This window comes from Acidimangrovimonas sediminis, from assembly GCF_002871005.1.
GTDB lineage: Bacteria > Pseudomonadota > Alphaproteobacteria > Rhodobacterales > Rhodobacteraceae > Acidimangrovimonas > Acidimangrovimonas sediminis.
Map to the genome: position 1 here is coordinate 150676 of NZ_PHSN01000014.1, position 24811 is coordinate 175486.

The 24811-nt window shown below is 67.0% G+C and carries 24 protein-coding genes and 2 pseudogenes; 20 read left to right on the forward strand and 6 right to left on the reverse strand.

What is annotated here, in order from left to right; all coding sequences use genetic code 11:
• The first annotated feature begins 60 nt into the window (after positions 1–60).
• Together CVV76_RS14290 and CVV76_RS25410 are read left to right on the forward strand one after the other, a co-directional pair.
• Positions 61–1053 carry an ABC transporter ATP-binding protein gene (locus CVV76_RS14290; protein WP_102225341.1) on the forward strand — a complete coding sequence of 331 codons (993 nt, stop codon included), beginning with the start codon at positions 61–63 and terminating at the stop codon, positions 1051–1053.
• Positions 1050–1586, forward strand: a pseudogene (locus CVV76_RS25410) (ATP-binding cassette domain-containing protein); the annotation flags it as partial. The gene CVV76_RS14290 and the pseudogene CVV76_RS25410, both read left to right, overlap by 4 nt.
• A 39-nt stretch (positions 1587–1625) precedes the next feature.
• On the opposite strand, the pseudogene CVV76_RS25415 reads toward CVV76_RS25410, so the two are convergent.
• Positions 1626–1805: pseudogene (locus tag CVV76_RS25415) on the reverse strand (transposase); the annotation flags it as partial.
• A 72-nt stretch (positions 1806–1877) separates the two neighbouring features.
• Between CVV76_RS25415 and CVV76_RS14305 the strand changes: the two are divergent.
• From CVV76_RS14305 to CVV76_RS14320, 5 genes are all read left to right on the forward strand, one after another.
• On the forward strand, positions 1878–3692 hold the full coding sequence (locus CVV76_RS14305) for a TniB family NTP-binding protein (RefSeq protein WP_233192965.1): 1815 nt from the start codon (positions 1878–1880) through the stop codon (positions 3690–3692).
• A gap of 499 nt (positions 3693–4191) precedes the next feature.
• Positions 4192–4392, forward strand: a complete 201-nt coding sequence (locus CVV76_RS24695; RefSeq protein ID WP_146010296.1) for a hypothetical protein — start codon at positions 4192–4194, stop codon at positions 4390–4392.
• A complete protein-coding gene (locus tag CVV76_RS14310) occupies positions 4316–4981 on the forward strand; it encodes a M20/M25/M40 family metallo-hydrolase (protein WP_102225342.1) in 666 nt (221 codons plus the stop codon). Before CVV76_RS24695 ends, CVV76_RS14310 begins: the two co-directional genes overlap by 77 nt.
• On the forward strand, positions 4978–5154 hold the full coding sequence (locus CVV76_RS14315) for an arginase family protein (RefSeq protein WP_199178610.1): 177 nt from the start codon (positions 4978–4980) through the stop codon (positions 5152–5154). The genes CVV76_RS14310 and CVV76_RS14315 overlap by 4 nt, the downstream gene beginning before the upstream one ends.
• A gap of 78 nt (positions 5155–5232) precedes the next feature.
• A complete protein-coding gene (locus CVV76_RS14320) occupies positions 5233–5754 on the forward strand; it encodes an ATP-binding cassette domain-containing protein (protein ID WP_233192948.1) in 522 nt (173 codons plus the stop codon).
• On the opposite strand, the gene CVV76_RS14325 is transcribed toward CVV76_RS14320, so the two are convergent.
• Positions 5755–6432, reverse strand: coding sequence for a TetR/AcrR family transcriptional regulator (locus CVV76_RS14325; protein WP_102225344.1), 678 nt, complete (start codon positions 6430–6432; stop codon positions 5755–5757). It abuts the gene before it with no gap.
• A 292-nt stretch (positions 6433–6724) separates the two neighbouring features.
• Between CVV76_RS14325 and CVV76_RS14330 the strand changes: the two genes are divergently transcribed.
• The 8 genes from CVV76_RS14330 (at position 6725) to CVV76_RS14365 (ending at position 13739) form a co-directional block, all read left to right on the forward strand.
• Complete coding sequence (locus CVV76_RS14330; protein ID WP_102225345.1) at positions 6725–7576, forward strand: ABC transporter ATP-binding protein; 852 nt, start codon at positions 6725–6727, stop codon at positions 7574–7576.
• A gap of 37 nt (positions 7577–7613) precedes the next feature.
• Positions 7614–8885 (forward strand): ABC transporter substrate-binding protein, encoded by a 1272-nt coding sequence (locus CVV76_RS14335; protein ID WP_146010297.1) that lies wholly within the window; start codon positions 7614–7616, stop codon positions 8883–8885.
• 122 nt (positions 8886–9007) lie between these two features.
• The gene (locus tag CVV76_RS14340; protein WP_199178611.1) at positions 9008–9730 is read left to right on the forward strand and encodes an ABC transporter permease; all 723 of its coding nucleotides are present in this window, start codon (positions 9008–9010) and stop codon (positions 9728–9730) included.
• 33 nt (positions 9731–9763) lie between these two features.
• The gene (locus tag CVV76_RS14345) at positions 9764–10315 is read left to right on the forward strand and encodes an OsmC family protein (RefSeq protein WP_102225347.1); all 552 of its coding nucleotides are present in this window, start codon (positions 9764–9766) and stop codon (positions 10313–10315) included.
• Between the two features lie 85 nt (positions 10316–10400).
• A complete protein-coding gene (locus CVV76_RS14350) occupies positions 10401–11513 on the forward strand; it encodes an acyl-CoA dehydrogenase family protein (RefSeq protein ID WP_102225348.1) in 1113 nt (370 codons plus the stop codon).
• Between the two features lie 153 nt (positions 11514–11666).
• The gene (cynS, locus tag CVV76_RS14355; protein WP_102225349.1) at positions 11667–12119 is read left to right on the forward strand and encodes a cyanase; all 453 of its coding nucleotides are present in this window, start codon (positions 11667–11669) and stop codon (positions 12117–12119) included.
• Positions 12120–12174: 55 nt separating this feature from the next.
• Entirely contained in the window at positions 12175–13407 is a 1233-nt protein-coding gene (locus CVV76_RS14360; protein WP_102225350.1) for an NAD(P)/FAD-dependent oxidoreductase, read from the forward strand.
• A gap of 8 nt (positions 13408–13415) precedes the next feature.
• A complete protein-coding gene (locus tag CVV76_RS14365) occupies positions 13416–13739 on the forward strand; it encodes a 2Fe-2S iron-sulfur cluster-binding protein (protein WP_102225351.1) in 324 nt (107 codons plus the stop codon).
• Positions 13740–13860: 121 nt separating this feature from the next.
• Here the strand turns inward: CVV76_RS14365 and CVV76_RS14370 are convergent, their stop codons facing one another.
• Positions 13861–14814, reverse strand: coding sequence for an AraC-like ligand-binding domain-containing protein (locus CVV76_RS14370; RefSeq protein ID WP_102225352.1), 954 nt, complete (start codon positions 14812–14814; stop codon positions 13861–13863).
• 228 nt (positions 14815–15042) lie between these two features.
• On the opposite strand from CVV76_RS14370, the gene CVV76_RS14375 reads away from it, so the two are divergent.
• The 4 genes from CVV76_RS14375 (at position 15043) to CVV76_RS14390 (ending at position 20832) form a co-directional block, all read left to right on the forward strand.
• The gene (locus CVV76_RS14375) at positions 15043–17730 is read left to right on the forward strand and encodes an AMP-binding protein (RefSeq protein ID WP_158243157.1); all 2688 of its coding nucleotides are present in this window, start codon (positions 15043–15045) and stop codon (positions 17728–17730) included.
• Between the two features lie 26 nt (positions 17731–17756).
• Positions 17757–18896: a C4-dicarboxylate TRAP transporter substrate-binding protein gene (locus tag CVV76_RS14380; protein WP_158243158.1), complete on the forward strand. Its 1140-nt coding sequence runs from the start codon at positions 17757–17759 to the stop codon at positions 18894–18896.
• A gap of 96 nt (positions 18897–18992) precedes the next feature.
• Positions 18993–19532 (forward strand): TRAP transporter small permease, encoded by a 540-nt coding sequence (locus CVV76_RS14385; RefSeq protein ID WP_102225354.1) that lies wholly within the window; start codon positions 18993–18995, stop codon positions 19530–19532.
• Positions 19525–20832 carry a TRAP transporter large permease gene (locus CVV76_RS14390; RefSeq protein ID WP_102225355.1) on the forward strand — a complete coding sequence of 436 codons (1308 nt, stop codon included), beginning with the start codon at positions 19525–19527 and terminating at the stop codon, positions 20830–20832. The genes CVV76_RS14385 and CVV76_RS14390 overlap by 8 nt, the downstream gene beginning before the upstream one ends.
• Positions 20833–20871: 39 nt before the next feature.
• Here the strand turns inward: CVV76_RS14390 and CVV76_RS14395 are convergent, their stop codons facing one another.
• From CVV76_RS14395 to CVV76_RS14405, 3 genes are read right to left on the reverse strand one after another with little or no spacing between them, the layout of a single operon-like run.
• Positions 20872–22068, reverse strand: a complete 1197-nt coding sequence (locus CVV76_RS14395; RefSeq protein WP_102225356.1) for an acetyl-CoA C-acyltransferase — start codon at positions 22066–22068, stop codon at positions 20872–20874.
• 10 nt (positions 22069–22078) lie between these two features.
• Positions 22079–23011 (reverse strand): SDR family NAD(P)-dependent oxidoreductase, encoded by a 933-nt coding sequence (locus CVV76_RS14400; protein ID WP_102225357.1) that lies wholly within the window; start codon positions 23009–23011, stop codon positions 22079–22081.
• Positions 23011–23469: a MaoC family dehydratase gene (locus tag CVV76_RS14405; protein WP_102225358.1), complete on the reverse strand. Its 459-nt coding sequence runs from the start codon at positions 23467–23469 to the stop codon at positions 23011–23013. Before CVV76_RS14405 ends, CVV76_RS14400 begins: the two co-directional genes overlap by 1 nt.
• A gap of 154 nt (positions 23470–23623) precedes the next feature.
• Between CVV76_RS14405 and CVV76_RS14410 the strand changes: the two genes are divergently transcribed.
• Positions 23624–24805 carry a TetR/AcrR family transcriptional regulator gene (locus CVV76_RS14410; RefSeq protein ID WP_102225359.1) on the forward strand — a complete coding sequence of 394 codons (1182 nt, stop codon included), beginning with the start codon at positions 23624–23626 and terminating at the stop codon, positions 24803–24805.
• Positions 24806–24811 lie beyond the last annotated feature (6 nt).

A 24811-nucleotide genomic window follows, 5' to 3' on the forward strand; every position in this document is an offset into this window, starting at 1 on the left:
TGATATTCATGCCGTCCGGGGAAGTCCATCCTGACCTGCTCCGGTCGAGAAAGGAATAGGATGACCCTGCTGCGTGTCGAGAAACTGGCGATCGATGTCCTGCGCGACGAAGGCGCCCACCGCCTTGTCCATGATGCGGACTTCACCGTCGCACCGGGCGAAACCCTTGCCATCGTCGGCGAATCCGGATCGGGAAAATCCCTCAGCGCGCTGGCGATCATGGGCCTTCTGGGAGAGGGGCTTCAGGTTGCCACCGGCGCGATCCACTTCGACGGCCACGATCTGCTGGGCCTCGATCCGCGCCGCATGAACGAACTGCGTGGCAGCGACATCGCGATGATCTTCCAGGAGCCGATGACCTCGCTCAACCCCGTGCGCTCCATCGGGCACCAGCTGACCGAGGGAATGCGGCTGAAGCTGGGGCTGAGCCGCAAGGACGCGCAGGCCCGGGCGGTCGAGCTTTTGACCGAGGTCGGAATCTCCGAGCCCGAGCACCGGCTCAGGCAGTATCCGCACCAGCTTTCGGGCGGCATGCGGCAGCGGGTGATGATCGCGATCGCGCTGGCCTGCAAACCCAAGCTGATCCTCGCGGACGAACCGACCACCGCGCTCGACGTGACGATCCAGGCGCAGATCCTTGCACTGACCTCGCGGCTTTGCCGTGATCACGGCGTCGGGCTGGTGCTGATCACCCACAACCTTGGCATCGTTGCGCGCTATGCCCGCAATGTCGCGGTAATGTACGGCGGCCGGGTCGTCGAGCGGGCCAGCGCGCGCGATCTCTATGCCAGGCCGATGCACCCCTATACGCGCGGGCTGCTGTCCTCGGTGCCGCGGCTCGACCTGCCGCGCGACATGCCGCTGACACCGATCCCGGGCGCGCCGCCGGATCCGATGCAGGTGGTGCCCGGCTGCCGCTTTCATCCGCGCTGCGCCATGGCGGACGGGACCTGCGCCGAACGGGTGCCCGCGCTCGAGGCGCATGACGCGCACGAAGTCGCCTGCTGGCATCCCGACCGGTCGGGAAGCCCGATCCGGAAGGCGGTGGCATGACGACCGGCGCGCCGCTTCTCGAACTGCAGGACGTGCACGTCCATTTCGCGATCCGCTCGGGCATCCTGAGACGGGTCACCGGGGCGATCCGCGCCGTCAACGGGGTCAGCCTCTCGATCAGGAAGGGGCAGGCCTTCGGCCTTGTGGGAGAGTCCGGCTGCGGCAAGTCCACCGTCGCCCGCGCGGCGCTCAGGCTCGCGGATGCGACCGCCGGCAGCATCCGCTACAACGGGCAGGATATCACCCGCCTCTCGGGCCCGGCCCTGTCGCTGTTCCGCGGCAAGGTCCAGGCGATCTTTCAGGATCCGTTCTCATCGCTCAACCCGCGCATGACCGCGGGTCAGATCATTGGCGAACCGATCAGCGTGCACGGGCTGAGGCCGGCCTCCGAGGTCAAGGCCGAGGTCGCGCGGCTGCTGGATGTCTGCGGCCTGCCCGCGCGGTTCGCCACGCTGCACCCGCACGAGATGTCGGGCGGTCAGCGCCAGAGGATCGGCATCGCCCGGGCGCTTGCGATGAACCCGGAGCTGATCGTCTGCGATGATCGCGCCATTGATGGAGTGGATGGCTCGATCCAGCGCCTTCAGCCTGGCGGCCTCGGAGACCTCCATGCCGCCATACTTGGCTTTCAGCTTGTAGAACGTCGCCGGGCTGAGGCCATGCCTGCGGCACACCTCAGCCGTGGTCATCCCCGCCTCCTGCTCCTTGATCATTCCGATGATCTGCGTCTCGCTGAAACGGCTTTTCCTCATTCGTCTGCTCCTTCGCGGTTGAGCAGACTCTACATCAGACTGAGGGATCTCGCGGGGGGCAGGTCAAAGAGCATGACCTGCGAGCTCATCAAGAAGACAGGCTACCCCGACCCTTCGCGTCGCAAAGAGGCATGGTCACTCTGGCAACTTCTGAGGGAACGCCTGAGCCTGATGCAGACTGCGGTACTCTGGATCGATGAAGCGCATGACTTGTTCTGTGCCGACCGCAACCTGATCCTGAGGGCAATCAAGACCCTCATGCAGGGCGGCGATGCGATCGTGGTCATCCTGTCTGGAACAGAGGATCTCGCGAAAGTCATCCGCACGGATCCGCAGGTCCAACGTAGGTTTTCCACGACGTTCTGGGCACCACTGGTTGAGGAAATCGACGGACAAGCATTCGAGGAACTGATCGCAGCGTTCTGTGAGCGTGCAGGGCTGGTTCCGACTGCTGAGCGTGATCTCATCGGGAGGCTGTTTCACGCATCCCGTAATCGCTTCGGTCAGGCGATCGAATACATCATCCACGCTATCGAGCAGGCACTCCTTGCCGAAGACGATTATCTCTCGATCGACCATTTCGCCACCGCCTGGCAGATGCTTGAGGGGCGCATCGTTCAAGAGAACATTTTCTGGGCTGATCAGTGGTGGCTGATCACCCCTGACCAAGCGGTCCGCGCAACGGAAATGTTAGGTGGCCTTCTGGCCTTCGGTCCTAACCAGCGTTTCAACGACATGACGCAAGACATGCGGGACGCGGCCGGGCGGGAAGCCTGGAGCATCGTCTCCAGTGGCGACAGCGGAATCCGCGCTACGCTGAAGAGCCTACTTGCCAATACGAGCAACCGGGCCGGCATCGCGAGCCCTCGCAAGGCCTATGGAATGCTCTACAGCTGGCTCTCAGCCAGCAATTTGGCCAAGCACCCTGGCCCAATCCGCGAGCTCGTACGGGAGCAGATCCTCGACACGACGCCCGTGAAAAGAGGTCAGATATTGCTGGGGCGCCCCGTCGATGCTCCCCGCTATGGGACCATTGCGAAGGTAGCGGCCGCAGAACTGCTCCATTCGCCCACGTTGCGTGACATCCTGATCGCAAAGGGCTTGGTGCCCACTGCCCGCAGGAACGTTCCTTGCTGCCAAATCATAGTGACTAATGCGGAAGTCGATCCTATCATCGCGTTCCTTCAGAATTTAGTGCCCACCACGCATCTCCCCGAACTCCTGGGAGCTTCGCAGCCTCTTGTCGACGCCTTGTTCAGTGCTGGCCTACTGCGAAGAATCCGAGATCAGGATATTGTCGGCGAACTGGGACAGGCAGTGGCCCGCGCTGACGTTGAAGAGTTGCTGCTACGATTGGGTAAACGCATCGGAGAAGTCGACGAGGTGCCGCCGCGGCATGTGCCTCTTGAGAAGGCTGCGGAGAAAACCCGCACTCTCCTCGTGGAGATTGTCATGTTTCTCTTCGACGGGCGGCTTCGCCGATGCTGCAGGCTCAGGGGTGGCAGTGGCTTCCACGCGGTTATGGTCGACCCAATCGAAATCAAGCGCGCGCTCGGCGTCCCTCGCCCGGGGATGTCCGCACCGATTGCGTTCTTGATGCTCGGCATCAACCCAGCGGCCGACAAGCGTCTGCTCGAAAGTCACGGAGATGGCCCTCTGCTTCGTGCGAACGACATCGATCGGGACCCTTGGATTTCACCCGATGCTATGGCGGACTTCCGCGAACGGTATGTTACGAAGAAACGGCTTCCGCTCGAAACGGGCCTTCGACAGCACGTCCTCGAAAAAGAAATTCGGGAACGCGGAATAAGACCGATGTACGACCCTCGAGGCGTCGGCTTCACCCTCTACCGACGTTCCGATCTGCCAGACGCCTGGCTCCGCTGACGCTTCCTAACACTTTTTGTCGATGCCGCCCCCGGGCGGCATTTTTTTGAATAAATCGATGGCCAATAGACTCGTGTGAAGTGGTCATTTTCCCCGCCCCAGACAGTTACCATCCAATATAAATCAATAAGTTAAATCTCCGAAGTGGACATTTTTTGTCGGGTCCATCACTGGTCCTGAACGCGCTGCGTACCGCGCTGGCAAAGGTTTGAGCCATGCAGCAGGAGACCTGCCTTCATCTTCCTGCCATGCCGCCGCAGACCCGGCGCCGGAACGCATGGCCTGCCGGGCATGGCGGCTTTGGTGCAGCGCGCGGGGGCGCCGTGACCGCACCCTGCATCATGGGCAGCCCCACGACCGTTCCGGCCCGCGGGACCGTGCGACAGGACCGGGCCACCGCTGCGGTGCGGAAGGTCATGCAGGGCCCTTGGGACGCCCTGCCCCCGATACGGCGGAACGGCGGTCTTCCCGGGCAAGCCCGGGCTGCGGAGGCCGGGGCATGAGCGGCGCCGACAGGAGGCTGGAGGCTGCCGAACGCTGGCTGGACCAGCTCGTCGCCATGCCGACCCCGAGCGGTACGCCGCTTCTGCACCACCAGCAGGTGATCGCGGCGCGGCTGCGCGATGCCGGGGCCGGGGTGCATCTGCCCCCCCGCCGCGACACCCGGTTTCGCCAATCTGATCGCGCATTTCGGCGATGAGAGAGAAGGCGGTACGCTCTGGGCCGGGCATCTTGACGTGGTGCCGGCCGAAGCCGCGGAATGGGCGGGCGATCCCTTCACGCTCAGGCGCGACGGCGCACGGCTGATCGGGCGCGGGACCACGGACATGAAGGGTTTTCTGGCCTGCGTTCTGGCCGTGGCCGAGGCGGGACAGCCGGGATCGCCTCAGAGCGTGGCCATCACCTTCGACGAAGAAACCACCATGGCGGGCGCTGCCTTGTTGCCAGCGCAATGCGCGGCGCTCGGGATCCGGCCGGGGCTGGTCATCGTGGGCGAGCCGACGGATCTGCATCCCTGCTCCGCGCATCCCGGGGTGGTCGACATGGAAAGCCTGTTCATCGGGCGCGCGGGCCATGGTGCGGACCGGCGCGACACCCTGTCCGCCATCGAGGCCGCCAGCCACTTTGTCTGCGACATGTCCGGCGCGCTGCCGGAAACCGCCCGCTTCAACGCCGGGGTGATCGCGGGCGGGACGGCCCGCAATGTGGTGGCAGGCAGTTGCACACTGTCGTGGGAGCTGCGCTTCGAGGATCAGGCCAGCCCCGAGGCGCTGATCGAGGCCGCATGATGCGCGATCTGCAGATGATCCTGCGGCGACTGACCGGCCTGAACATGATCGGCGGCGATATCTGCGAGGTCGTGCCCTCGCTGGACCCCAGCGGCATCACCTGCATCAACGCCGCGAACCTGATGTTCGAACTCGCCTGCCTTTCCGCCGTGGCGATCGAGGCGCGCCGGTGACCTACGTGCCGGACATTCCGGTCGGACACCCCGGCCCGGCGGGCCGACGGCATCCACAAGTCCTTCGGTACCTTCGAGGTGCTCCAGGGCCTGGATCTCGTCGCCCGCCAGGGCTCGGTCACCGGCCTGATCGGGGCGTCCGGATCGGGCAAGAGCACCTTCCTGCGCCGTCTCAATCTGGTTAAGGAGCCCGATCGCGGGACGCTTCGGCTGGAGGGCAGTCAGAACCCGATGGGCCGGCATTCGCGCCGCCGTCGGGAAGACGTGCGCAAGCTGCGCATCCGTGCCGGCATGGGACACGTCATGCTGCCTGCCTATGCCAACGAATTCATCTTCCTGTTCCAGTCGACGTCGCTGGTCAGCCTGGTCACGCTGACCGATCTGACGGGGCTTGCCAGCAAGGTCGCCGCACGGACCTTCCAGTTCTTCGAAATCTGCCCTGCGACGGCAGCGCTTTACCCGCTGTTCGCGGCCATCATCGTCAACCTTTTCGGAAGGCTGGAACGCGGCCTGAACCTACATGTCATTTCGCCCTGCAGCCGGGGCGCTCCGCGAGGGTCGAACGGGCGAATGCCCCCTCACCGCAAATGGGGGTCGTGACTAAACCGCGCTCTTGCCCGGTCCCCGAGGCGCGGCCCCGCGCGCGCCGCGTCCGAGAGGCATGCCATCGAGATACCCCTCGGCCAGCCTGCGCGCCGTCAGGGCGAAGCTGGGGTCGCGCGAATGCTGCGCCGCCACGATTGCCCCGTCGATCAGCACCGCGAAGCTGCGCGCGACCTCCGCCGCATCGGGGGCATCAAGTTCGATCGCCTGCGCCTTCAGCCAGGTCAGCAGGTGTTCCTTGTGCCGCGCCGCCGCCGCCCGCACCGCGTCGTTGCCGGTGTCGAACTCGGCCACCGCATTGATGAACGGACAACCGTAGAAGGCCGGGTCGGCGAACCAGTCGTGCAGCACGTCGAAGACCACCAGAAGCCGCACCCGCGCCGGCCCCTCGATCCGGGCCAGCCTGCCGAAGAACCACCTGCGCCATGTCTCTCCCTCCGCCTCCAGCACGGCGGCGATCAACTCCTCCTTCGAGGTGAAGTGATGGTAGAGCGTGGCCTTGGCGGTTTCGGCCCGGGCGATGATCGTATCGACGCCGGTGGCGGAAAAGCCGTGGTTGCAGAACAGATGAGAGGCCGCCCGCATGATCCTGTCGCGGGCCGACGTGGCGGGCTGCGCGGCAAAGCTCCAGTCGAGCGGGCCGTTGGGGCAGAAGCCCTGCACGCCGTCATCCATCCTGTCATCTCCCCAAGTAACGGTGCCGCCCTTGATCATAGCACTGCCATGATCATCCGAAAAATTCAAGACAGATCTGTTCATATTCTGCCCCACATACTTGGGGGACAGAATCGCCCCAGCACAGTAGATTTGCGACAAATCCGACCGGATACGAGCAGTCTACCACAATAATTGGTGAATTTTTCTGCTGTTTCGAAATCTGGCGGCAGTGGCGGCCGTGATGGTTGACCGATCGCCCTGGGTGCTGCGCTGATAAGACAGACCTGTTCGTCTTATCGGGAGACATCGCATGACTGCGCCCCTGACATTCCGCGGATCTGCCGCCGCCTCCGCACCGCACCTCGCCCAGGGGTCGCCGGCTGCGCGACCGGCGCCTGTGGGGGCGCATGTGGCGATCAAGGGCCTCTCCCACAGCTACCGCAGGCATGACGGCAAGGTGCTCGACGGGATCGACCTCGAGATCCGCGCCGGAGAGATCGTGGCGCTTCTGGGCCGCTCGGGCTGTGGCAAGTCCACCCTGCTGCACATGCTGTCGGGGCTCTCGCACCCTTCGGCGGGCGAGGTGGTGATCAACGGCAAGACGGTACGCGAGCCCTCCCCCAGATGGGTGATGATGTTCCAGGCGCCGTCGCTGTTTCCATGGATGACGGTCGCGCAGAACGCGGCACTCGGGCTGCGCTTTACCCGCCGCACCAAGGAGATCGCGACGCGGATCCCCGAAATCCTCGACCTGGTCGATCTTGGCGCCTTTGCCGACCGCAACGCACAGGATCTTTCGGGCGGGCAGCAGCAGCGCGTGGCCCTGGCCCGGTCGCTTGCGCCGAGGCCGGAGCTTCTCCTGCTCGACGAGCCGTTCTCGGCGCTCGACGCCTTCACCCGGCGCAACCTTCAGAAGGACGTGCGCGACATCGCCCGCGACCTCGGGCTGACGCTGATCCTCGTCACCCACGACGTGGCCGAAGCGGTGCGCATGTCCGACCGGGTGATCGTGCTTGAGGCCAATCCGGGGCGGGTCTCCTGCGACACGCCGATCACGCTCGACGAGGCGGAGCGCGACGGCGGCTCCGACGCGTTCCAGGGCGAACACGCCCGCCTGATGAAGCTTTACGCCAGGGCGGCCGACGATGCGCCCCGCTCCTGACTCTCCTGACCGACCGGACAACCGCGAAAGGCACGCCATGACCGAGACGACCCGCCCCCACGATCACGATCTGCACGGCGCCTGCTGCGGCGGCGAGGACCGCATCGACACCGGTCGCCGCCAGACCATCGACATGCTGGCCAAGGGCGGTCTTGCGGCGCTTCTGGGCGGGGTCGCCGGGGCGCTGCCCCAGGTCGCCCGGGCCGCGGCCGACGACGACGTGGTGCGCATCGGCTATCTGCCGATCACCGATGCCACGCCGCTGCTGGTCGCCCACGCCCAGGGGTATTTCGAAGACGAGGGGCTGAAGGTCGCGAAGCCCACGCTGATCCGAAGCTGGTCGGCCCTGATCGAAGGCTTCGCAGCCGGCAAGTTCAACCTTGTGCACCTGCTCAACCCGATCCCGATCTGGATGCGCTACAACAACAAGTTCCCGGTCAAGGTGATGGGCTGGGCGCATACCAACGGCTCGGCCATCGTGGTGGGCAAGCATACCGATATCGAGGATTTCAAGGGCCTCGGCGGCAAGCAGGTGGCCGTGCCGTTCTGGTATTCGATGCACAACATCGTGCTGCAATACGCCTTGCGCGCAGCCGGCGTAAAGGCCGTGATCAAGCCGCAGGGCGCCAAGCTTGCCCCCGACGAATGCAACCTTCAGGTCCTGCCGCCGCCCGAGATGCCGGCCGCCCTCGCCGCGCGCAAGATCGATGCCTACATCGTTGCCGAGCCGTTCAACGCGCTGGGAGAGCTGAAGGCCGGGGCGCGCATGCTGCGCTTTACCGGCGACATGTGGAAGAACCATCCCTGCTGCGTCATCTGCATGAACGAGCAGCGGGTGAGCGCGAACCCCGAATGGACGCAGAAGGCGATGAACGCCCTCGTCCGGGCCTCGGTCTACGCCAGCCAGAACAAGGAAGCGGTGGCGAAGATGCTGTCGAAGGACGGCAAGGGCTACCTGCCCGCACCGGCCCCGGTGGTGGTGCGCGGCATGACCCTCTATCAGGACCACAAGCCCTATATCGAAAGCGGCGCGATCAAGAACTGGGACGCGTTCCACAACGGCCGCATCGACTTTCAGCCCTGGCCCTATCCCTCGGCGACCAAGTTCATCGTCGAGCAGATGAACAAGACCGTCGTTTCGGGCGATGACAAGTTCCTCGACGGGCTCGACCCCGCGTTCGTCGCCAAGGATCTGGTGAACTACGACCACATCCGCGCGGCCTGCGAGAAGTACCCGGAATGGAAGAAGGATCCCTCGGTCTCGGGCGGCGACAATCCCTATGTCCGCGAAGAGGTGATCAAGCTATGAGCCTTGCCGAACCCTCCGCTGCCCCCTCCGCCGGTTCTGCCGGCAGATCCCGCCCAAGGTCCCTGCCGCGGCTTGGCCATGCCCGAGGGATTGCCAATGCCGCCCTCGGGATCGCCGCGCTCATGGCGCTCTGGTGGCTTGGCGGCTGGGGCATCGCGCATGATCCGGACCTGTCCGCCTTTGCCGATTTCGCGCCGGCGCCGACGCTCACCAGCCTCGTGCAGATGGTCGAGAGCGGGGATGCCGCCCGCATGGCCGGGCCGTCGCTGCAACGGGTGGGGCTGGGCCTTCTGTTCGCCACGCTGGTGGGCGTGCCGGTGGGTATCGTGATCGGACGGATGCCCCGGGTCCACGAGATCTGCAACGTGCCGTTCCAGTTCCTGCGGATGATCTCTCCGCTCAGCTGGATGCCGATCGCGGTGATGGCCTTCGCCACCTGGAACGGCGCGATCGTCTTCCTGATCGCCATGGCCGCGGTCTGGCCGATCCTGTTCTCGACCGCCGGCGGCGTGCGCCGGATCGACCCGGCCTGGCTGAAGGTCGCGCGCAACCTCGGGGCGCGGCCGGTGGCGATGCTGCTCACCGTGATCCTGCCCGCCGTCGCGGTCGACATCCTGCAGGGCATTCGCCTTGCCCTCGGGGTGGCCTGGGTGGTGCTGGTGCCGGCCGAATACCTCGGCGTCACCTCGGGCCTCGGCTACGCGATCAACGATGCGCGCGACACGCTCGACTATGCACGGCTCGGCGCCACGGTGGTGATCATCGGTGTGATCGGCTTCGGCCTCGACGCCGCCGTGGGCCAGCTCGTCAAAAAGTTCAACTGGGTGCGCAGCTCCGCGCACTGACCCTGAAATCCAGACAAACCAGGAGGATATCCCATGTCTGAACCCGCAACCGCCCTGACCGGCTGCCTCGTGCCCGATGGCCTCGACCCGATCGACAAGGGCGGGCTGGAAAAGCTGATCGAGAACGGCAAGGCCAACCCGAAGGCCGTCAAGACGCTGAAGTGCAAGACGGTGGCCGAGGGCCGCTTCCGCCACGCCAACTACATCCGCGACCTCGAGCCCTACATCGTGGACGAGCCCCCCGGGCTTCTGGGCGACGACACCGCGCCGAACCCGTCCGAGGCCTCGCTGGCCGCGCTGGGATCGTGCGTTGCGGTGGGGCTTCATGCCAACGCCATCGCGCGGGGCATCAAGATCCAGTCGCTCGCGATCGAGCTTGAGGGCGACCTCAACATCACCGCCGTCTGGGGTACGGGCGACGTTTCGGAAAAGCCGGTGGGCTTTACCGACGTGCGCCTCAAGGTCGACATGAAGGCCGATTGCCCGCAGGCCGAGATCGACGCGCTGATCGCCCATGTCTGCCAGTGGTCGCCGGTGTTCAACACCTTCAAGCGCCCGGTCAACATGGTCGCCGAAGCGGTCTGAACCGACCGCCCGAAACGCGCCTGAAAAGGGGCCGCGCCCGCAACGGGCGGGCGCGGCCCCCTCCCCACCCCACAGGAGATCGGACATGAACGTCGTGGCCCCCTTCACCCTCTATGATGCCGCCGGGATCGAGCGCGTTTCGGCCCAGATGCTTGCGCCGATGGCACGCAGGATCGACGACGAACGGCACTACGCCGAAGACGTGATGCGCGCCTACGGTGCCGCCGGCGCCTACGCCACCCATCTCGGCGGGGTGCAGGGCGGCGAGGCGGACCTTGGCACCGCGATCCTCGCCATGGCGCGCACCTCGGAGGAATGCCTCTCCACCGGGTTCTGCGTCTGGTGCCAGGACACGCTGGGCTGGTACATCGCCTCCTCCGGCAACGACTTTCTCAAGACCGAGATCCTGCCGCGGGTGGCGCGCGGCGAGGCGCTTGGCGGCACCGGGATGTCGAACCCGATGAAGGCGATGGGAGAGATCGAGCCGATGCGCCTCAAGGGTGAGCGCGTCGACGGCGGGTATCGCATCAGGGGCGTTCTGCCCTGGGTCTCCAACCTGGTCGAAGACGGCTATTTCGGCACCATGTTCCATGTAGCCGAGGAAGGATCGGACAGCCCGCGCCGGGTGATGGCGATCGTCCATGCCGGGTGGGAAGGGATCCGCCTCAAGCTTGACCATGATTTCGTCGCCATGGGCGGCACCGCCACCTGCAACGTGCAGTTCCGCGACGTCTTCGTGCCTGATGCCTATGTGCTGGCCGACCCGGCCCCGGCCTTCGTCCGGCGTATCCGCCCGGGCTTCACCCTCCTGCAATGCGGCATGGCCCTCGGGATCGCCCGCAAGTGCGTCGAGCTGATGCGCCAGGTCGAGGGGCCGCTGGGCCACGTCAACCGCTACCTCGAAAAGCAGCCCGCGGACATCGAGGCCGCGCTGGACAGCCTGACCGCCGAGGTCATGGAGCTTGCCAAGACCCCCTATGACGAGAGCGACGCCTTCTACCTGCGCGTCCTTCGGGCACGCCTCGCAGGCAGCGAGCTGGCGGTCGAGGCGGCACATTGGGCCCAGCTGCATTGCGGCGCCCGCGGCTATGTCAGCCACGGCGCGGCGCAGCGGCGCCTGCGAGAGGCCTATTTCGTCGCCATCGTCACCCCCGCGACCAAGCATCTGCGCAAGCTGATTGCCGAACTCGAGGGCTGAGCGCAGACCGCCTTTTCCCCGCCCCCGGGGGACACGACACACCCCCTGAAACCCGCGGCATGCGGCCCCCGCCGATCCGGTGGGCGGGCCTGACGCGCCCCCGCTTCACCGTACCCACAACCGACACCAGACAACCGACCAGGAGCAACCCAGATGACCACCCGTGCCGAACTCACCGAGAAGATCGTCGCCCACAAGACCTTTCACGATATCAAGTGGTCCGACGTGGCCGATGCGGTGGGCCAGTCGAAGGAATGGACCACCGCCGCCCTCATGGGGCAGATCTCGCTCACCAAGGAGCAGGCCGCCAAGGCCGGCAACGCGCTTGGCCTGAACTTCTCGGACGAGGAGGTCGCACTCCTGATGACCGTGCCCTACCGCGGATCGCTGCCCACCGCCGTGCCGACCGATCCGCTGATCTACCGGCTTTACGAGGTGGTGAACGTCTACGGCACCACGATGAAGGCGCTGATCGAGGAAGAGTTCGGCGACGGCATCATGTCGGCGATTGATTTCACCATGGACATCTCGCGCACCGTCGACCCCAAGGGCGACCGGGTGAAGATCGTCCTCGACGGCAAGTTCCTCGGCTACAAGACCTACTGACGCGGTCGGGGCGGGCCGCATCTGCCGGCCCGCCTGTTCCGGACGGAGACCCCCCATGGATCCCATTGCCATCGTCGGCGCAGGCCAGGCCGGCCTCGCGCTGGCCGCAAAGCTGCGCTCGCTGGGTTGCGAAACGCCAATCCGCCTGATCGGGGCAGAGACCGCGCCGCCCTATCAGCGCCCGCCGCTGTCCAAGAAATACATGCTGGGCGACATGTCACGCGAAAGGCTCTACCTGCGCCCCGAAAGCTTCTATCCCGAGGCCGGGATCGCGCTGGCGACCGGCGCGCCGGTCGCGGCGGTCGAGGCCGCCGCGAAGGTGCTGGTGCTGGCCGACGGCACCCGTCTTGCCTGTTCCGCGATCGCGCTCTGCACCGGGGCCGAACCGATCCGCCTGCCGGAGGCGGCGGGCGGTGGGCTCAATGGGGTCTACACCATGCGCACCCTTGCCGACGCCGAGGCGATGGCGCCGGAGTTCCGGCCCGGCCAGCGGGTGCTGATCGTAGGTGGCGGCTACATCGGACTCGAGGCCGCGGCGGTGGCGGCCGCGCGGGGATTGCAGGTCACGCTGGTCGAGATGGCGCCGCGCCTTCTTGCCCGGGTGGCCTGCGCCGAGACCGCGGAGTGGTTTCGCGCCCTGCACGCGCGCCACGGGGTCGACATCCGCACCGCGACCGGCCTGTCGGAGCTTGTGGGCACAGGGGGCCGCGTCCGCGCGGCGCGGCTGTCGGATGGCAGCGAACTGCCCGTGGATTTCGTGATCGCGGGCATCGGCGTGCGCCCCTCGACGGCGCTGGCCGAGGCCGCCGGCCTTGCGGTTTCCAACGGCATCGCGGTGGATGCGCTGGGGCAGACCTCCGCCCCCGGGATCCATGCCGCGGGCGACTGCACCAGCTTTCCGCATCGGAGCGGGCGGATCCGCCTTGAATCCGTGCCCCACGCCATCGCGCAGGCCGAAACCGTGGCCGCGGCGATGCTCGGCCAAGGGGCGCCCTATGTCGCGCGGCCGTGGTTCTGGTCCGACCAGTACGACGTGAAGCTGCAGATCGCCGGGCTGAACGCCGGCCACGACCGGGTGATCCGCCGCCCCGGCGAAGCGCCGGGCAGCGTCAGCCACTGGTATTTCGCGGGTCCCGCGCTGCTGGCGGTCGACGCGATGAACAACCCGCGCGCCTACATGACCGCCAAGCGGCTGATCGAGACGGGCAGGTCGCCCGACCCCGCCGCGCTGGCCGATGTCTCGGTGCCACTGAAGGCCCTGCCGCTGACCCAGACCGAACCCGCCTGAGGAGCCCCATGCCACGCATCACCTTCGTCACCGCCGACGGGCAGGAGATCACCGCCGACGCCACGCCCGGCCTCTCGCTCATGGAAACCGCCCGCGCGGCGGCGATCCCCGGCATCCTTGCCGAATGCGGCGGCGCCTGCAGCTGCTCGACCTGCCATGTCTACGTCGACCCGAGCTGGTACGACCGCCTTCCAGCGATGAAGGAGATGGAAGCCGACCTGCTGGATTTCGCCTGGGAACCGCACCCTGACCGTTCGCGCCTGTCCTGCCAGATCGACGTCTCCGAAGACATGGATGGCCTGCGCGTCACCTTGCCCGCGCAACAGGGCTGACGTCGGCTTCCTGCGCCCCCGCGGGTCGTTGTTGCTGTAACGGGCTTGCGAGGGCTCGGGTCCTGGCGCGACCGGCGAAAGCTTGGCCGTAGCCGCCACAGGGCTCGTGGCGCCGAGCCCCTTAGTCCCGCTCCGTGCCGCCATGCGCCGCCTCGCGCGGCGAAAGCCCGTAACGGTTGCGGAAGCTGGTGGCGAAATGGCTTGAACTGTTGAAGCCGTGTTCGAGCGCCAGCATCGTGATCGACGACACGTCGCCCCGGAGCAGGCTGTCATAAGCGCGCTGCAGACGGCGGTTGCGCACCCAGGTCGAAACCGTGGTGTCACCCTGACGAAACAGCAGGTGGAGCGAACGCAGCGACATGCCGTTCGCCGTGGCGATGCGCTCGGGCGAGAGCGCGGGATCGAAGAGATGCGCCTCGATCCAGGTCTTGACCGCGCCGAGCCGCGCCGTGGTGACGGCGCTTTCCATCTCCGGCAGGTCATGCGGCCCGGCCTGTAGCGACAATGCGAGGATGTCCATCATCTGCTCGCCCAGCCGGGCCGAAGCGGCGGCGTCAAGATGCGGCCCCTCTGCCGCCAGCAGCGCGCAAAGCTCGACCGCGATCCGCCCCAAGCCGACCGCGGTGTTGATCGGCGCCGAGACCGGGGCCGTGCCCCCGGGAAACCGCAAGGCGAAGCTGTCGCGCGGCAGTTCCAGGTAATAGGCACGGATGTCACCGCCGGTGCGCAGCTCGTATTCCTCGGAGGCGCTGAAAATCGCCCCACGCGCAAGGTTCGAGACATGCGCCTGGCCGCGCTGGCGGACCTCAAGCCTGCCGTGCTGGAGCAGCTGGACGTAGTAGCAATCCTTGTCGAGCTGCGCGAGATGGGTGCGACCGCGCGCGATGCGCTGATCGGCCAGCGCGATATCCGTCAGCACTGTGTCGCCAAAACGCGCCTCGGAGACCGATCCGCGATAGCTCTCGGGCCGGTTCGCGGCGACGTCGACATGGACATAGACGTTGCAGATCGCCTCCTTCCAGGCGGCGTAGCGGTCGGCGGGCTTGTAATCGTCCGTCGAGAAGACACTTCGCATACGCCCCCCAGACCATGACCGGCACCTCGCGCCCGCCCCTCCCCGGGCGGACAGCTTGCGGAAAAGCTAGCCCCGGCTCGGGGGGCTGTCCAGCGCCGGACCGGCGGCTTGCGCGCAGATGAAAGAGTTTTGCGCGCACAGGCAGGACGGCCCCAGGCACCCTGATAGCCTCATTTCCACGACCCCGGGCCCCCTACAGGACCCGCCCTGAGGAGGAGCAGGGAGTACATGCAGAAGACGACAAGACCTGCACGCCTCGTGCAGACGATCGACGACATCCGGGCGATCGAGGCGCTGCCCTACCGCGAACAGGTAAGCGCAAGGAACCTTTACGATCTGTTCAGGGCGACAGCGCGGCATTGCGGGTCGTCGCCGGCGCTGACCGTGCTGCGCGGCCCCGACCCGCGCCGCATCGGCGTCGCCCTCTCGCACGAGGACCTGCTGGAAGAGGTGACGCGGGCGGGCAACCTGTTTCACGCCCTCGGCCTTGCCCGCGGGGCCGGCGTGGCCGCCTTTCTCTCGCCGACACTGCCGGAATTTCCGGCGCTGCTGTTCGGAGCGCAGGTGGCGGGCGTCGCCAGCACGATCAACTACCTTCTCAATCGCGACGCGATCGTCGATCTGCTGACGGCCCAGAAGGCGACGATCCTGGTCGTGCCCGCGCCGGAGCTTGATGCCGATTGCTGGCAGAAGACGGCGGGGATCCTCAAGGCGGTGCCGTCGCTGCGCAAGATCCTGGTGATCGGCGCCGAGGGTGATCTGCCCGAGGGCTACGTTGCCCTCGACCGGGCGATGGCGGGGATCCGGTCGCGGACCCTCGATTTCACCCCGGCGGACGATCCGGACACGGTCTGCGCGCTTTTCCACACCGGGGGCACCACGGGGCGGCCGAAGCTGGTGCAGCTGACGCATGGCAACCAGATCCACGCGGCCTTCGGCTTCGGCCAGGTCTTCGGCTATGACGAGGCCGACGCCGTGGTGAACGGATTTCCATTCTTCCACGTCGGCGGCACGATGACGGCCGGGCTGTCGGTGCTGGCGGCGGGGGCGCACATGATCGTGCCGTCGCCCTACGCCCTGCGCCCGCCCGACGTGGTGCGGAACCTGTGGCAGATCGCCGAGGCCCTCGACGCGACGGTGATCAGTGGTGTGCCGACCTCGATCGGCGCGCTGGCCGGCACATGGACGCCGGGGCGCGACCTCTCGCGCCTTCGCATGGTCGCGACCGGCGGCGCCGGGCTGCCCGCCGCCGTCGGCGCCCGGTTCGAGAAGATCACAGGCCTGCGCATCTTCGAGACCTACGGGATGACCGAGGCCGCGGCCGCCATTGCCTTCAACCCGGGACACGGCACGCCTGTGGCGGGTTCCGTAGGCTTCCGCGCGCCCTTTTCCGAGACGCGCATCCTGCGCATCGCAGATGGCACGACGCCCTGCGGACCCGGCGAGAGCGGCCTTGTCCAGATCCGCGGCCCGCAGGTGTTTCCCGGCTATGTCGAGGCGCGCCACAATGAAGGCGTGCTGGATGCCGAAGGTTGGCTGACCACCGGCGACGTGGGGTATCTGACCGAGGACGAGCGGCTGGTACTGACGGGACGCGAGAAGGACCTGATCGTCCGTAGCGGCCACAATATCGACCCGACCGCGATCGAGGACGTGGCCAATCGCGCCCCGGATGTCGAGATCTCGGCCGCCGTCGGCATGCCCGACCAGTACGCCGGCGAGGTGCCGATCCTCTTCGTCGTCCCGCGGGCGGGCATGACGATCAACCTCGACGCGCTGCAACGGACGCTGGACGAGGGGATTCACGAACGCCCCGCGCGACCCCGGCGAATACTGGTGATCGATGCCCTGCCGGTGACCTCGGTCGGCAAGATCTTCAAGCCCGCCCTGCGCGAGCGCGCCATCGCGGAAAAGCTCCGCCTCGAAGTGGCAGAGCATTGCGGGCCGGACGCCACCCTCGATGTCGTCGTCAGCACCGATGCACAGCGGCGCACGGTGGTGGATGCCATCGTCTCGGGTGCCGAACCCGCGTCCCTTGCGGCATTGTCAGAGGTGCTCGCCCCGCTTCCACAGACCTATCGCGTCGATGCGGCCTGCGTCGGGCTGGAGGTTGCGGGGGGCGTGGCGCTGGTCACGCTCGACCGTCCGGAAAGCCTCAATTCCGCGTCGCGGGCGCTGATGCGGTCGCTGGAGATCCGGCTGCGAGAGGTTGCCGCGCTGCCGGACCTCAGGGCGGTGATCATGACCGGGTCGGGGCGTGCGTTCTGCGCCGGGGGTGACCTGATCGAATTCGACGAGGCGCGGGCGGCGGACGGCAGTGCGCTGATCGACACGCTGGCCTACAACCAGCGCGTCATCTCTATGATTGAGGACCTGCCGGTGCCGGTGATCGGCGCGGCGAACGGCGTCGCGGTTGCCGGCGGGCTGGAGATGCTCCTGTGCTGCGACATGGTGCTGGCCGCCGAGGGGGCACGGTTGGGCGACGGCCACGCCAAATACGGCATCGTTCCGGCCGGTGGTGCCACGCTGCGGCTGGCCGAGCGCATCGGGCGTGCGCGGGCGGCCCAGCTCTTCTTCACCGCGGGGATGATCGATGCCCGCACCGCCTGCGACTGGGGGCTGGTGAACGAGGTGCTGCCCCCCGATCGGCTGATGCCCCGCGCGCGCGAGATCGCGGCACAGATCGCCGCCTGCAGCCCCGAGGTCATTGGCCGCATCAAGCGGCTGACCGCCCCCGCCGCCGCGGCAGAACCGCGGGCGCTGCGCCTGCGCGCGGAGATCGATGAATTCACGGCCCATCTCGGCGGCGCCGACCTTGCCGAGGGCCTGACAGCATTCCGTGAAAAGCGGACCCCGCGCTTTGCACCGCGGGAGGAGAACCATCCGGTCCGGCCGCCGAAGGCCGAGGTCGAATGATGGGACAACGGGAGGAGGAACCCCAGATGAAGAAGGCAATCCGGCGCATGCTTTGCGTCACCGCGCTGACCGCGCTCGCCGCAGGCGCAGCGTCCGCCGATACCCTCAGCTATGCCAGCGGCTGGCCGTCAAGCTCGGCCGCGACGGGCGCGTTCGAGAGCTATGCCAAGGTGATCGACGCGGCCACGGATGGCAAGCTGAAGATGAAGGTGTACTCGCTCAGCCTGCTCAACTTCGCCGAGGCGAATTCCGGGCTGAAGGAGGGCATGGCCGACGCCGCGACCATCCTGACCCCCTATTTCGCGGCCGAGTTTCCCCGCCTCAACATGATGGCCGAGGCCACCCCGATGATGGAGCTCGACGGCTTCGCCTCGCCGAAGTCGTTCATGGCCTTCGCAGGGGCGATGTCGGAATTCGTCATGTTGCACTGCCCGGCTTGCCAGAAGGAAGTGGCCGGCCAGAACCAGGTTTTCATGGGGGCGGCCGTCACCACCTCGTACATCCTGCAATGCATGAAGCCCGCGGCGACGATGGACGATCTGAAGGGCCTGAGGATCCGCACCGCCGGGCCGTACTGGTCGCGCTGGGTCAAGGCGATGGCCGCGGTGCCGGTGACGATCTCGGTCAACGAGACCTTCGAGGCGCTGACTCAGGGCGTTCTCGACTGCACCGCCAGCAACCCGACCGACATGAAGAACTTCCGCTTCATCGAGGCCGTGAAGTACGTCGTGCCGGGGGTGCCGGGCGGACAGTTCCCGCTGCCGACGATGTTCAATCGCGACCGCTGGACCGGGCTGAGCGAGACCGAGCGCGCGGCGGTGATGAAGGCCGGCGCCACCCTCTTCGCCGACATGAACTTCGTCTACTACAACGACGGCATCGCCGCGATGAAGGAGGCGAAGAGCCGTGGCATCAAGGCCGAGACGCCCTCGGCCGATCTGGCCGCCAAGAACCAGGCCTTCATCGACAAGGACCTGAAGGCAGTGGCCGGAAGCTACAAGGAAAAGTACGGCCTGGATGACAGCGACGAGATGCTGACCTCGCTGCGCGGCCTCGTGAAGAAGTGGAGCGGCCTTGTCGACGGGGTGCAGAGCCCCGATGCGCTGGCCAAGGTCTACTGGGACGAGATCTATTCCAAGGTCGACGTGAAGACCTACGGAAGCTGAGACGGCCCCGGGGCCTGCCGCCGTCCTGCCGGGCGGCGCGGGCCCCCTTTGCCCGCCTTTGCCCTCGTACCCCTCGTACCCCGGACAGGGATCCCCATGTCGTTCATAAGCAAAACCGTCGACGCGGTGCTGCGGCTCCTGTCGCTGATAGGGACGCTTTGCGTCGTGCTGATGATGCTGCACGTCACCGCCGACGTCGTGATGCGCTATGCGTTCAACCGCCCGCTGCCCGGGACGCTGAACATCGTCTCGCGCTATTACATGGTCATCATCGTCTTCCTCTCGCTGGCCGTGGCCGAGCGGCAGGACGCGCATATCAGCGTCGAGATCGTCTATGACCTGCTGCCCTCCGGTCTCCGGCGTCTGCTGGCCCCGCTGTCTTGGCTGCTCACGGCCGCCGTCTTTGCCGCGGTGGCGATCCGCACCGGCCAGGTCGCCTGGACCAAGACGCTGATCCGCGCCTCGGTGGACGAGGGCACCTCCGCCATCCCGATCTGGCAAAGCTACTGGCCCGTGGCCATCGGCTCGGCCGTCTTCGCGCTGTTCTGCGCCTACCGCCTTGTGCTGGCGCTGATCGGCCGGGCCGATCCCGGCGCGGTGAAACACGACGATCCCCTGGAGCAAATGAATGAGTGATGTCGCCATCGGCCTTTCGGGGCTTGGAGTGCTCTTCGTGCTGATCATGCTGCGTTTCCCGATCGCGGTCGCGCTGATCGGCGTGTCCTTTGTCGGGCTCTGGCTGATGCGCGGCTGGGGCGTCGCCTGGGGATCGCTCGGCGTCATTCCCTATGAATTCACGGCAAGCTGGGTGCTCAGCTCGATCCCGATGTTCCTTTTCCTCGGCTTCGTCAGCTTTCACACCGAGCTGACCAAGGGCCTGTTTCACGCCGCCCGGGTCTGGACCGCATCCCTGCCCGGGGGGCTGGCGATTGCCTCGGTCTTCGGCTCGGCGGGCTTTGCCGCGGTCTCGGGCTCGTCGCTTGCCTGCTCGGCGGCGATGGGGCGGATCGCGATCCCCGAGATGATCAAGCACAAGTACCACCCGGAGCTGGCAACTGGCACCGTCGCCGTGGCCGGAACCATCGGCGCGATGATACCGCCCTCGATCATCCTGATCCTTTACGGCGTGATCGCCCAGCAATCGGTCGCCAAGCTGTTCCTGGGTGGCATCTCGGCCGGGATCATCACCGCGATCGGCTATGTCCTGGTCGTGCTGATCCGAACCCGGCTGAACCCGTCGCTCGCGCCCGTGCGCGACGAGCGGCTGTCCTTCTCCGACCGGCTGCGCGCGCTGAAGGACACCTGGCCGATCCTGCTGGTGATGATCGGCATCTTCGGCGGGCTTTTCGGCGGCATCTTCACACCGACCGAGGCCGGGGCCGTGGGCGCCTTCCTTGCCTGTCTCATCGCGCTGGTCCGGGGCGACCTGACGCTGGCGCGCCTCACACTTGCCGCGCGCGAGACGCTGACTGCGACCGCCACGCTGATCGTGATCGCCGTGGGGGCAAGCCTGCTGACCCGCTTCCTCGTGCTTTCGGGCGCGGGCGACTACCTGTCCGAGACGATCCTTGCGCTCAGGGCAAGCCCGGCGGTCCTGATGCTGGGCATCGTCATCGTCTACCTGATCCTCGGGATGTTCCTCGAACCGATCGGCTGCATGCTTCTGACGCTGCCGATCATCCTGCCGGTGGTCGATCAGGCGGGGTGGAGCCTTCTGTGGTTCGGCGTCGTGCTGTGCAAGCTTCTGGAGATCGGGATGATCACACCACCGATCGGGATGAACGTCTTCGTCATCAAGGGCGTCGTCGGCGACCTGGTGAAGACCGGCGCGATCTTTCGCGGGGTGCTGTGGTTCCTGGTGATGGACCTGTTCGTCGTCCTGGCACTGTCGATCTGGCCGCAGATCATCCTTGCCCTTCCCGCGTGGTTCGGCTGAGGCGCCCCCGGGCGGGGCATCCCCCGCCCGGTGTGCAGCTCAGAGCACCTCGAACAGCCCGGCGGCGCCCATGCCGCCACCCACGCACATGGTGCAGACAACGTATTTGACGCCGCGCCGCCGCCCCTCGATCAGCGCATGGCCAACCATGCGCGCGCCCGACATGCCATAGGGATGCCCGATGGAAATCGCCCCGCCGTTCACGTTCAGGCGCTCCTCCGGGATCCCCAGCGCGCGCTGGGACGCCAGCACCTGCGAGGCGAAGGCCTCGTTGAGCTCCCACAGACCGATATCATCGACGTTCAGCCCGTGCGCCTTCAGCAGCTTCGGCACGGCAGGCACCGGGCCGATCCCCATCTCGTCGGGCTCGCATCCCGCGACGGCGATGCCGAGGTAACGCCCCAGCGGCGCAAGCCCCCGGCGCGCGGCCTCCGCCTCTTCCATCACGACCGAAGCCGAGGCCCCGTCCGACAGCTGACTGGCATTGCCTGCGGTGATGAACCGCCCCTCGGCCAGCACCTGCCCGTTGGCGAAAACCGGCTTCAGCGCGGCAAGATCCGCAGCGGTGGTGCCGGGCCTGTTGCCCTCATCCCGCATCAGCGTCACCGTCTCGTCGCTGACCGCCCCCGTGGCACGGTCAACGAGTTTCTTCACCGTCTCAAGCCGCACGATCTCATCATCGAAGCGCCCGGCCTCCTGCGCCGCGGCGGTCAGCCGTTGCGATCGCGCGGCGTAGGCATCCTGATCCTCGCGCGAGACATTATAACGCTCGGCCACGTTCTCGGCCGTCTCCAGCATCGACATGTAGAGCGCGGGCTTGTGCGCGACGATCCAAGGGTCGCGGTCGCGGCGGTGTTCGGGTGTCTGGACAAAGCTGATGCTTTCCACCCCGCCGCCGACCACCACATCCATGCCGTCGGCGATCACCTGCTTCGCGGCGATGGCAATCGCCATCATCCCCGAGGCGCATTGCCGGTCGACCGACATCCCGGCGACGCTGACCGGCAGCCCGGCGCGGATCGCCGCCTGCCGGCCGATGTTGTAATCGGTGAACCCCTGCTGCATCGCCGCGCCGACGATGCAATCTTCGACCTCCGCGCCCTCCAGACCGGCGCGGGCGACCGCCTGGCACACGGCGTGACCGATGAGCTCCTGCGGCGGGGTGGCGTTGAAGGCCCCGCGATAAGCCTTGGCAATCGGGGTCCGGGCGGTCGAGACGATGACGGCACTGCGCATGTCGGGCTCCTCACTCTTTCCAGGTAACGGCCAGGTTGCGCGCCGCAGCCGCCATGGCAACATAGCGCCGCGTCTGCGAGAAGGCATCGGCGATGACGTGCTGCCCCCGCGGGTCGCGGATCCGGTCCATCGCGGCAAAAACCGCTTCGGGGGTCAGCTCGGCATCGTCAAGGGCGACGCCCTCCGTCTCGTACACCTTGATCTCGGCAAAGCAGCCGGCGCCGGCGCCCAGCACCATGCCGGTGGGGGCATCCTCAGCCACCAGCGCCAGGAGGCCCGGCGTGATCGTCTCGGGCCCCAGCAGCGACGTGACCTCCTCGGCCAGCAGGCCTTCGGTCATCCGCGTGGCGGCGGTGGGGGCAAGCGTGTTCACCCGGATGTCGGCCCGCGCCCCCTCCTTCGCCAGGACGTTCATCAGACCGAAGACCCCGGCCTTGGCGGCGCCATAGTTCGACTGCCCGAAATTGCCGTACATCCCCGAGGCGGAGGTCGTCATCGCGATCCGCCCGTAGCCTGCGGCCACCATGTAGGGCCAGACCGCGCGGGTGCAGTTGACGCTGCCGAACAGATGCACCTCGACCACGGCGCGGAAATCCTCGGGCGTCATCTTGGCGAAGGTCTTGTCGCGCAGGATGCCCGCGTTGTTCACGAGGACATCGACCGAGCCGAAGGTGTCCATCGCCTCGGCCACCATCGCCTCGACCTCGGCCGCGTCGGCAACATTGGCGCCATTCGCGATGGCCCGCCCGCCCGCGGCCTCGATCTCGGCCACCACTGCCCGGGCCGCGTCCGAGGTTTCACGCCCCCCCTGGGTCGAGACGCCGAGGTCATTGACCACGACGTTCGCACCGCGGGCGGCCAGCCCCAGCGCGTGGCTCCGCCCCAGCCCGGCGCCGGCGCCGGTCACGATGGCCGTGCGTCCGTCGAAACGTATCGTGTTCATCAGTTCTCTCCGAAATAGCCGCGCGTGATCCATTCGGCGACCAGCGCGGGTTTCTCCGATCCCTCGATCTCCACCGTCACCTCGTGGACGGTATCGACGGCGCCCGGCCCCTGCGGGATCACCCCGGCCAGCGCAAAGATGGCCCGGACCCGCGCGCCGGACGGCACCGGCGCGACGAAGCGGACCCGGTTGAAGCCATAGTTCACGACCCGCGTCTCGCCGTCGAAGACGAGCCGGCAATCCGCCAGCATCGCCGACAGCAGCGAAAGCGTCAGGAAGCCGTGCGCGATGGTACCCCCGAACGGCGTCTGCCGCGCCCGGTCGGAATCGACATGAATGAATTGTCGGTCCTCGGTGAGATCGGCGAAGGCGTCGATCCGCCCCTGATCGACCGGAAACCACCGCGACGGGCCTGCCACGCTGCCGATCGGCGTGGCAATCCTGCTCTGTATATCCATTCCGGATCCCTCGTCCGATTACGATCTTGAATCGGTACAAAACACAAAATTGACGCGAAGACGAGGAAAAGTTTCCAATTGGCCGCCCGCAAGATAAGAGAACAGGCACCGGGATTGGCGCACCGCATGCGCCGAAGCAACGAGGCAAGGGCCAATGCAGGAGCGCGCGAAGAGGACACGCCTGAAGATCCTGGACGGCGCGCTCGCGGTGATTGCGCACGAAGGGCTTGCCGGGGTGACGCACAGGGCGGTGGCCGAGGCGGGCGGCGTCAGCCTTGCGGCCACGACCCGGCACTTCGCCACCAAGGAAGACCTTGTCGCCGCACTTTCCGAACGCCTCCGCGAAGATTACCTCGGCAATTTCCATGCGCTGGAGGCGCGCTTGCAGTCGGGTGCGGCGCCGGGGGTTCGCTCGCTTGAAGATCTGGCGCTGAAGGTGGCGCGCAACGCCCTGACCACCGGGCGGGACCGCGCGCTGGTCTGGTGCGAACTGATGTTGCAGGGCGGGCGCAGCGCCGAGGGCCGTCACGAGGCCCGGACCTGGTACACGAGGATCGACGAGGTCTGGGAGACCATCGGCCGCGCGCTGCCCCTCTCACCGAACGGGATGAGCGCGGCCATGGCCGTGGATCTGACTGTCGGGCTTCAGGTCCTGCTGCATCCTCTACGCGCGAGCAGGGATGATTTATCTCGCCTTTTCAAGGGTGAATGTGATGCGCTGTCGCTTGCGGCGCAGCCATCGGCCCGGGTGTCAGGCGATGCGCCCGGCCCGGATGCCACCCCTGGCCAGATCGTCGAGGCGACCATTTCCCTGCTGGTGCGCGAGGGGCCGCAAGGCGTCAGCTACCGGGCGGTCGCCGAGGCCGCGCACCTCTCGCGCAGCGCGCCCGCCTATCACTTCGCGTCGCGGGACGCGCTGCTCGAGACGGCGCAGGCCGCGCTGTTCCGGCGCGCGAAGGCGCGTTATCGCACCGCGCTCCGTGCCTTCGACCTGTCCGAGGGGGACCTCGCCCATCTTGGCGATCTGACCAGCGCCGTCTTCTTCGGCGAGGCGATGCTGCACCATGAGGAGAACCTCGCCTTCTATGCCCTCTGGGTGCGCGCCGCCGAGAACCCGGCGCTTCGCCCCGCCGTCACCGGCGCCCTCGCGGATCAGCAGCGCGCCTGGGCCGCGACCTTGCGGCGCGCGCGCGGATCGCAGCCCCCCGCCCGCGCCCCGCTTTTCATGGAGGCACTTTTCGTCGGCAAGCTGATCCGCGCCATCGCAGCGGGGCGCGAGATCGGACTCATGGCCCATGCGCGGGCGCATTTCGATGCGATCGCTCGCCGCCCCTGATCGGTA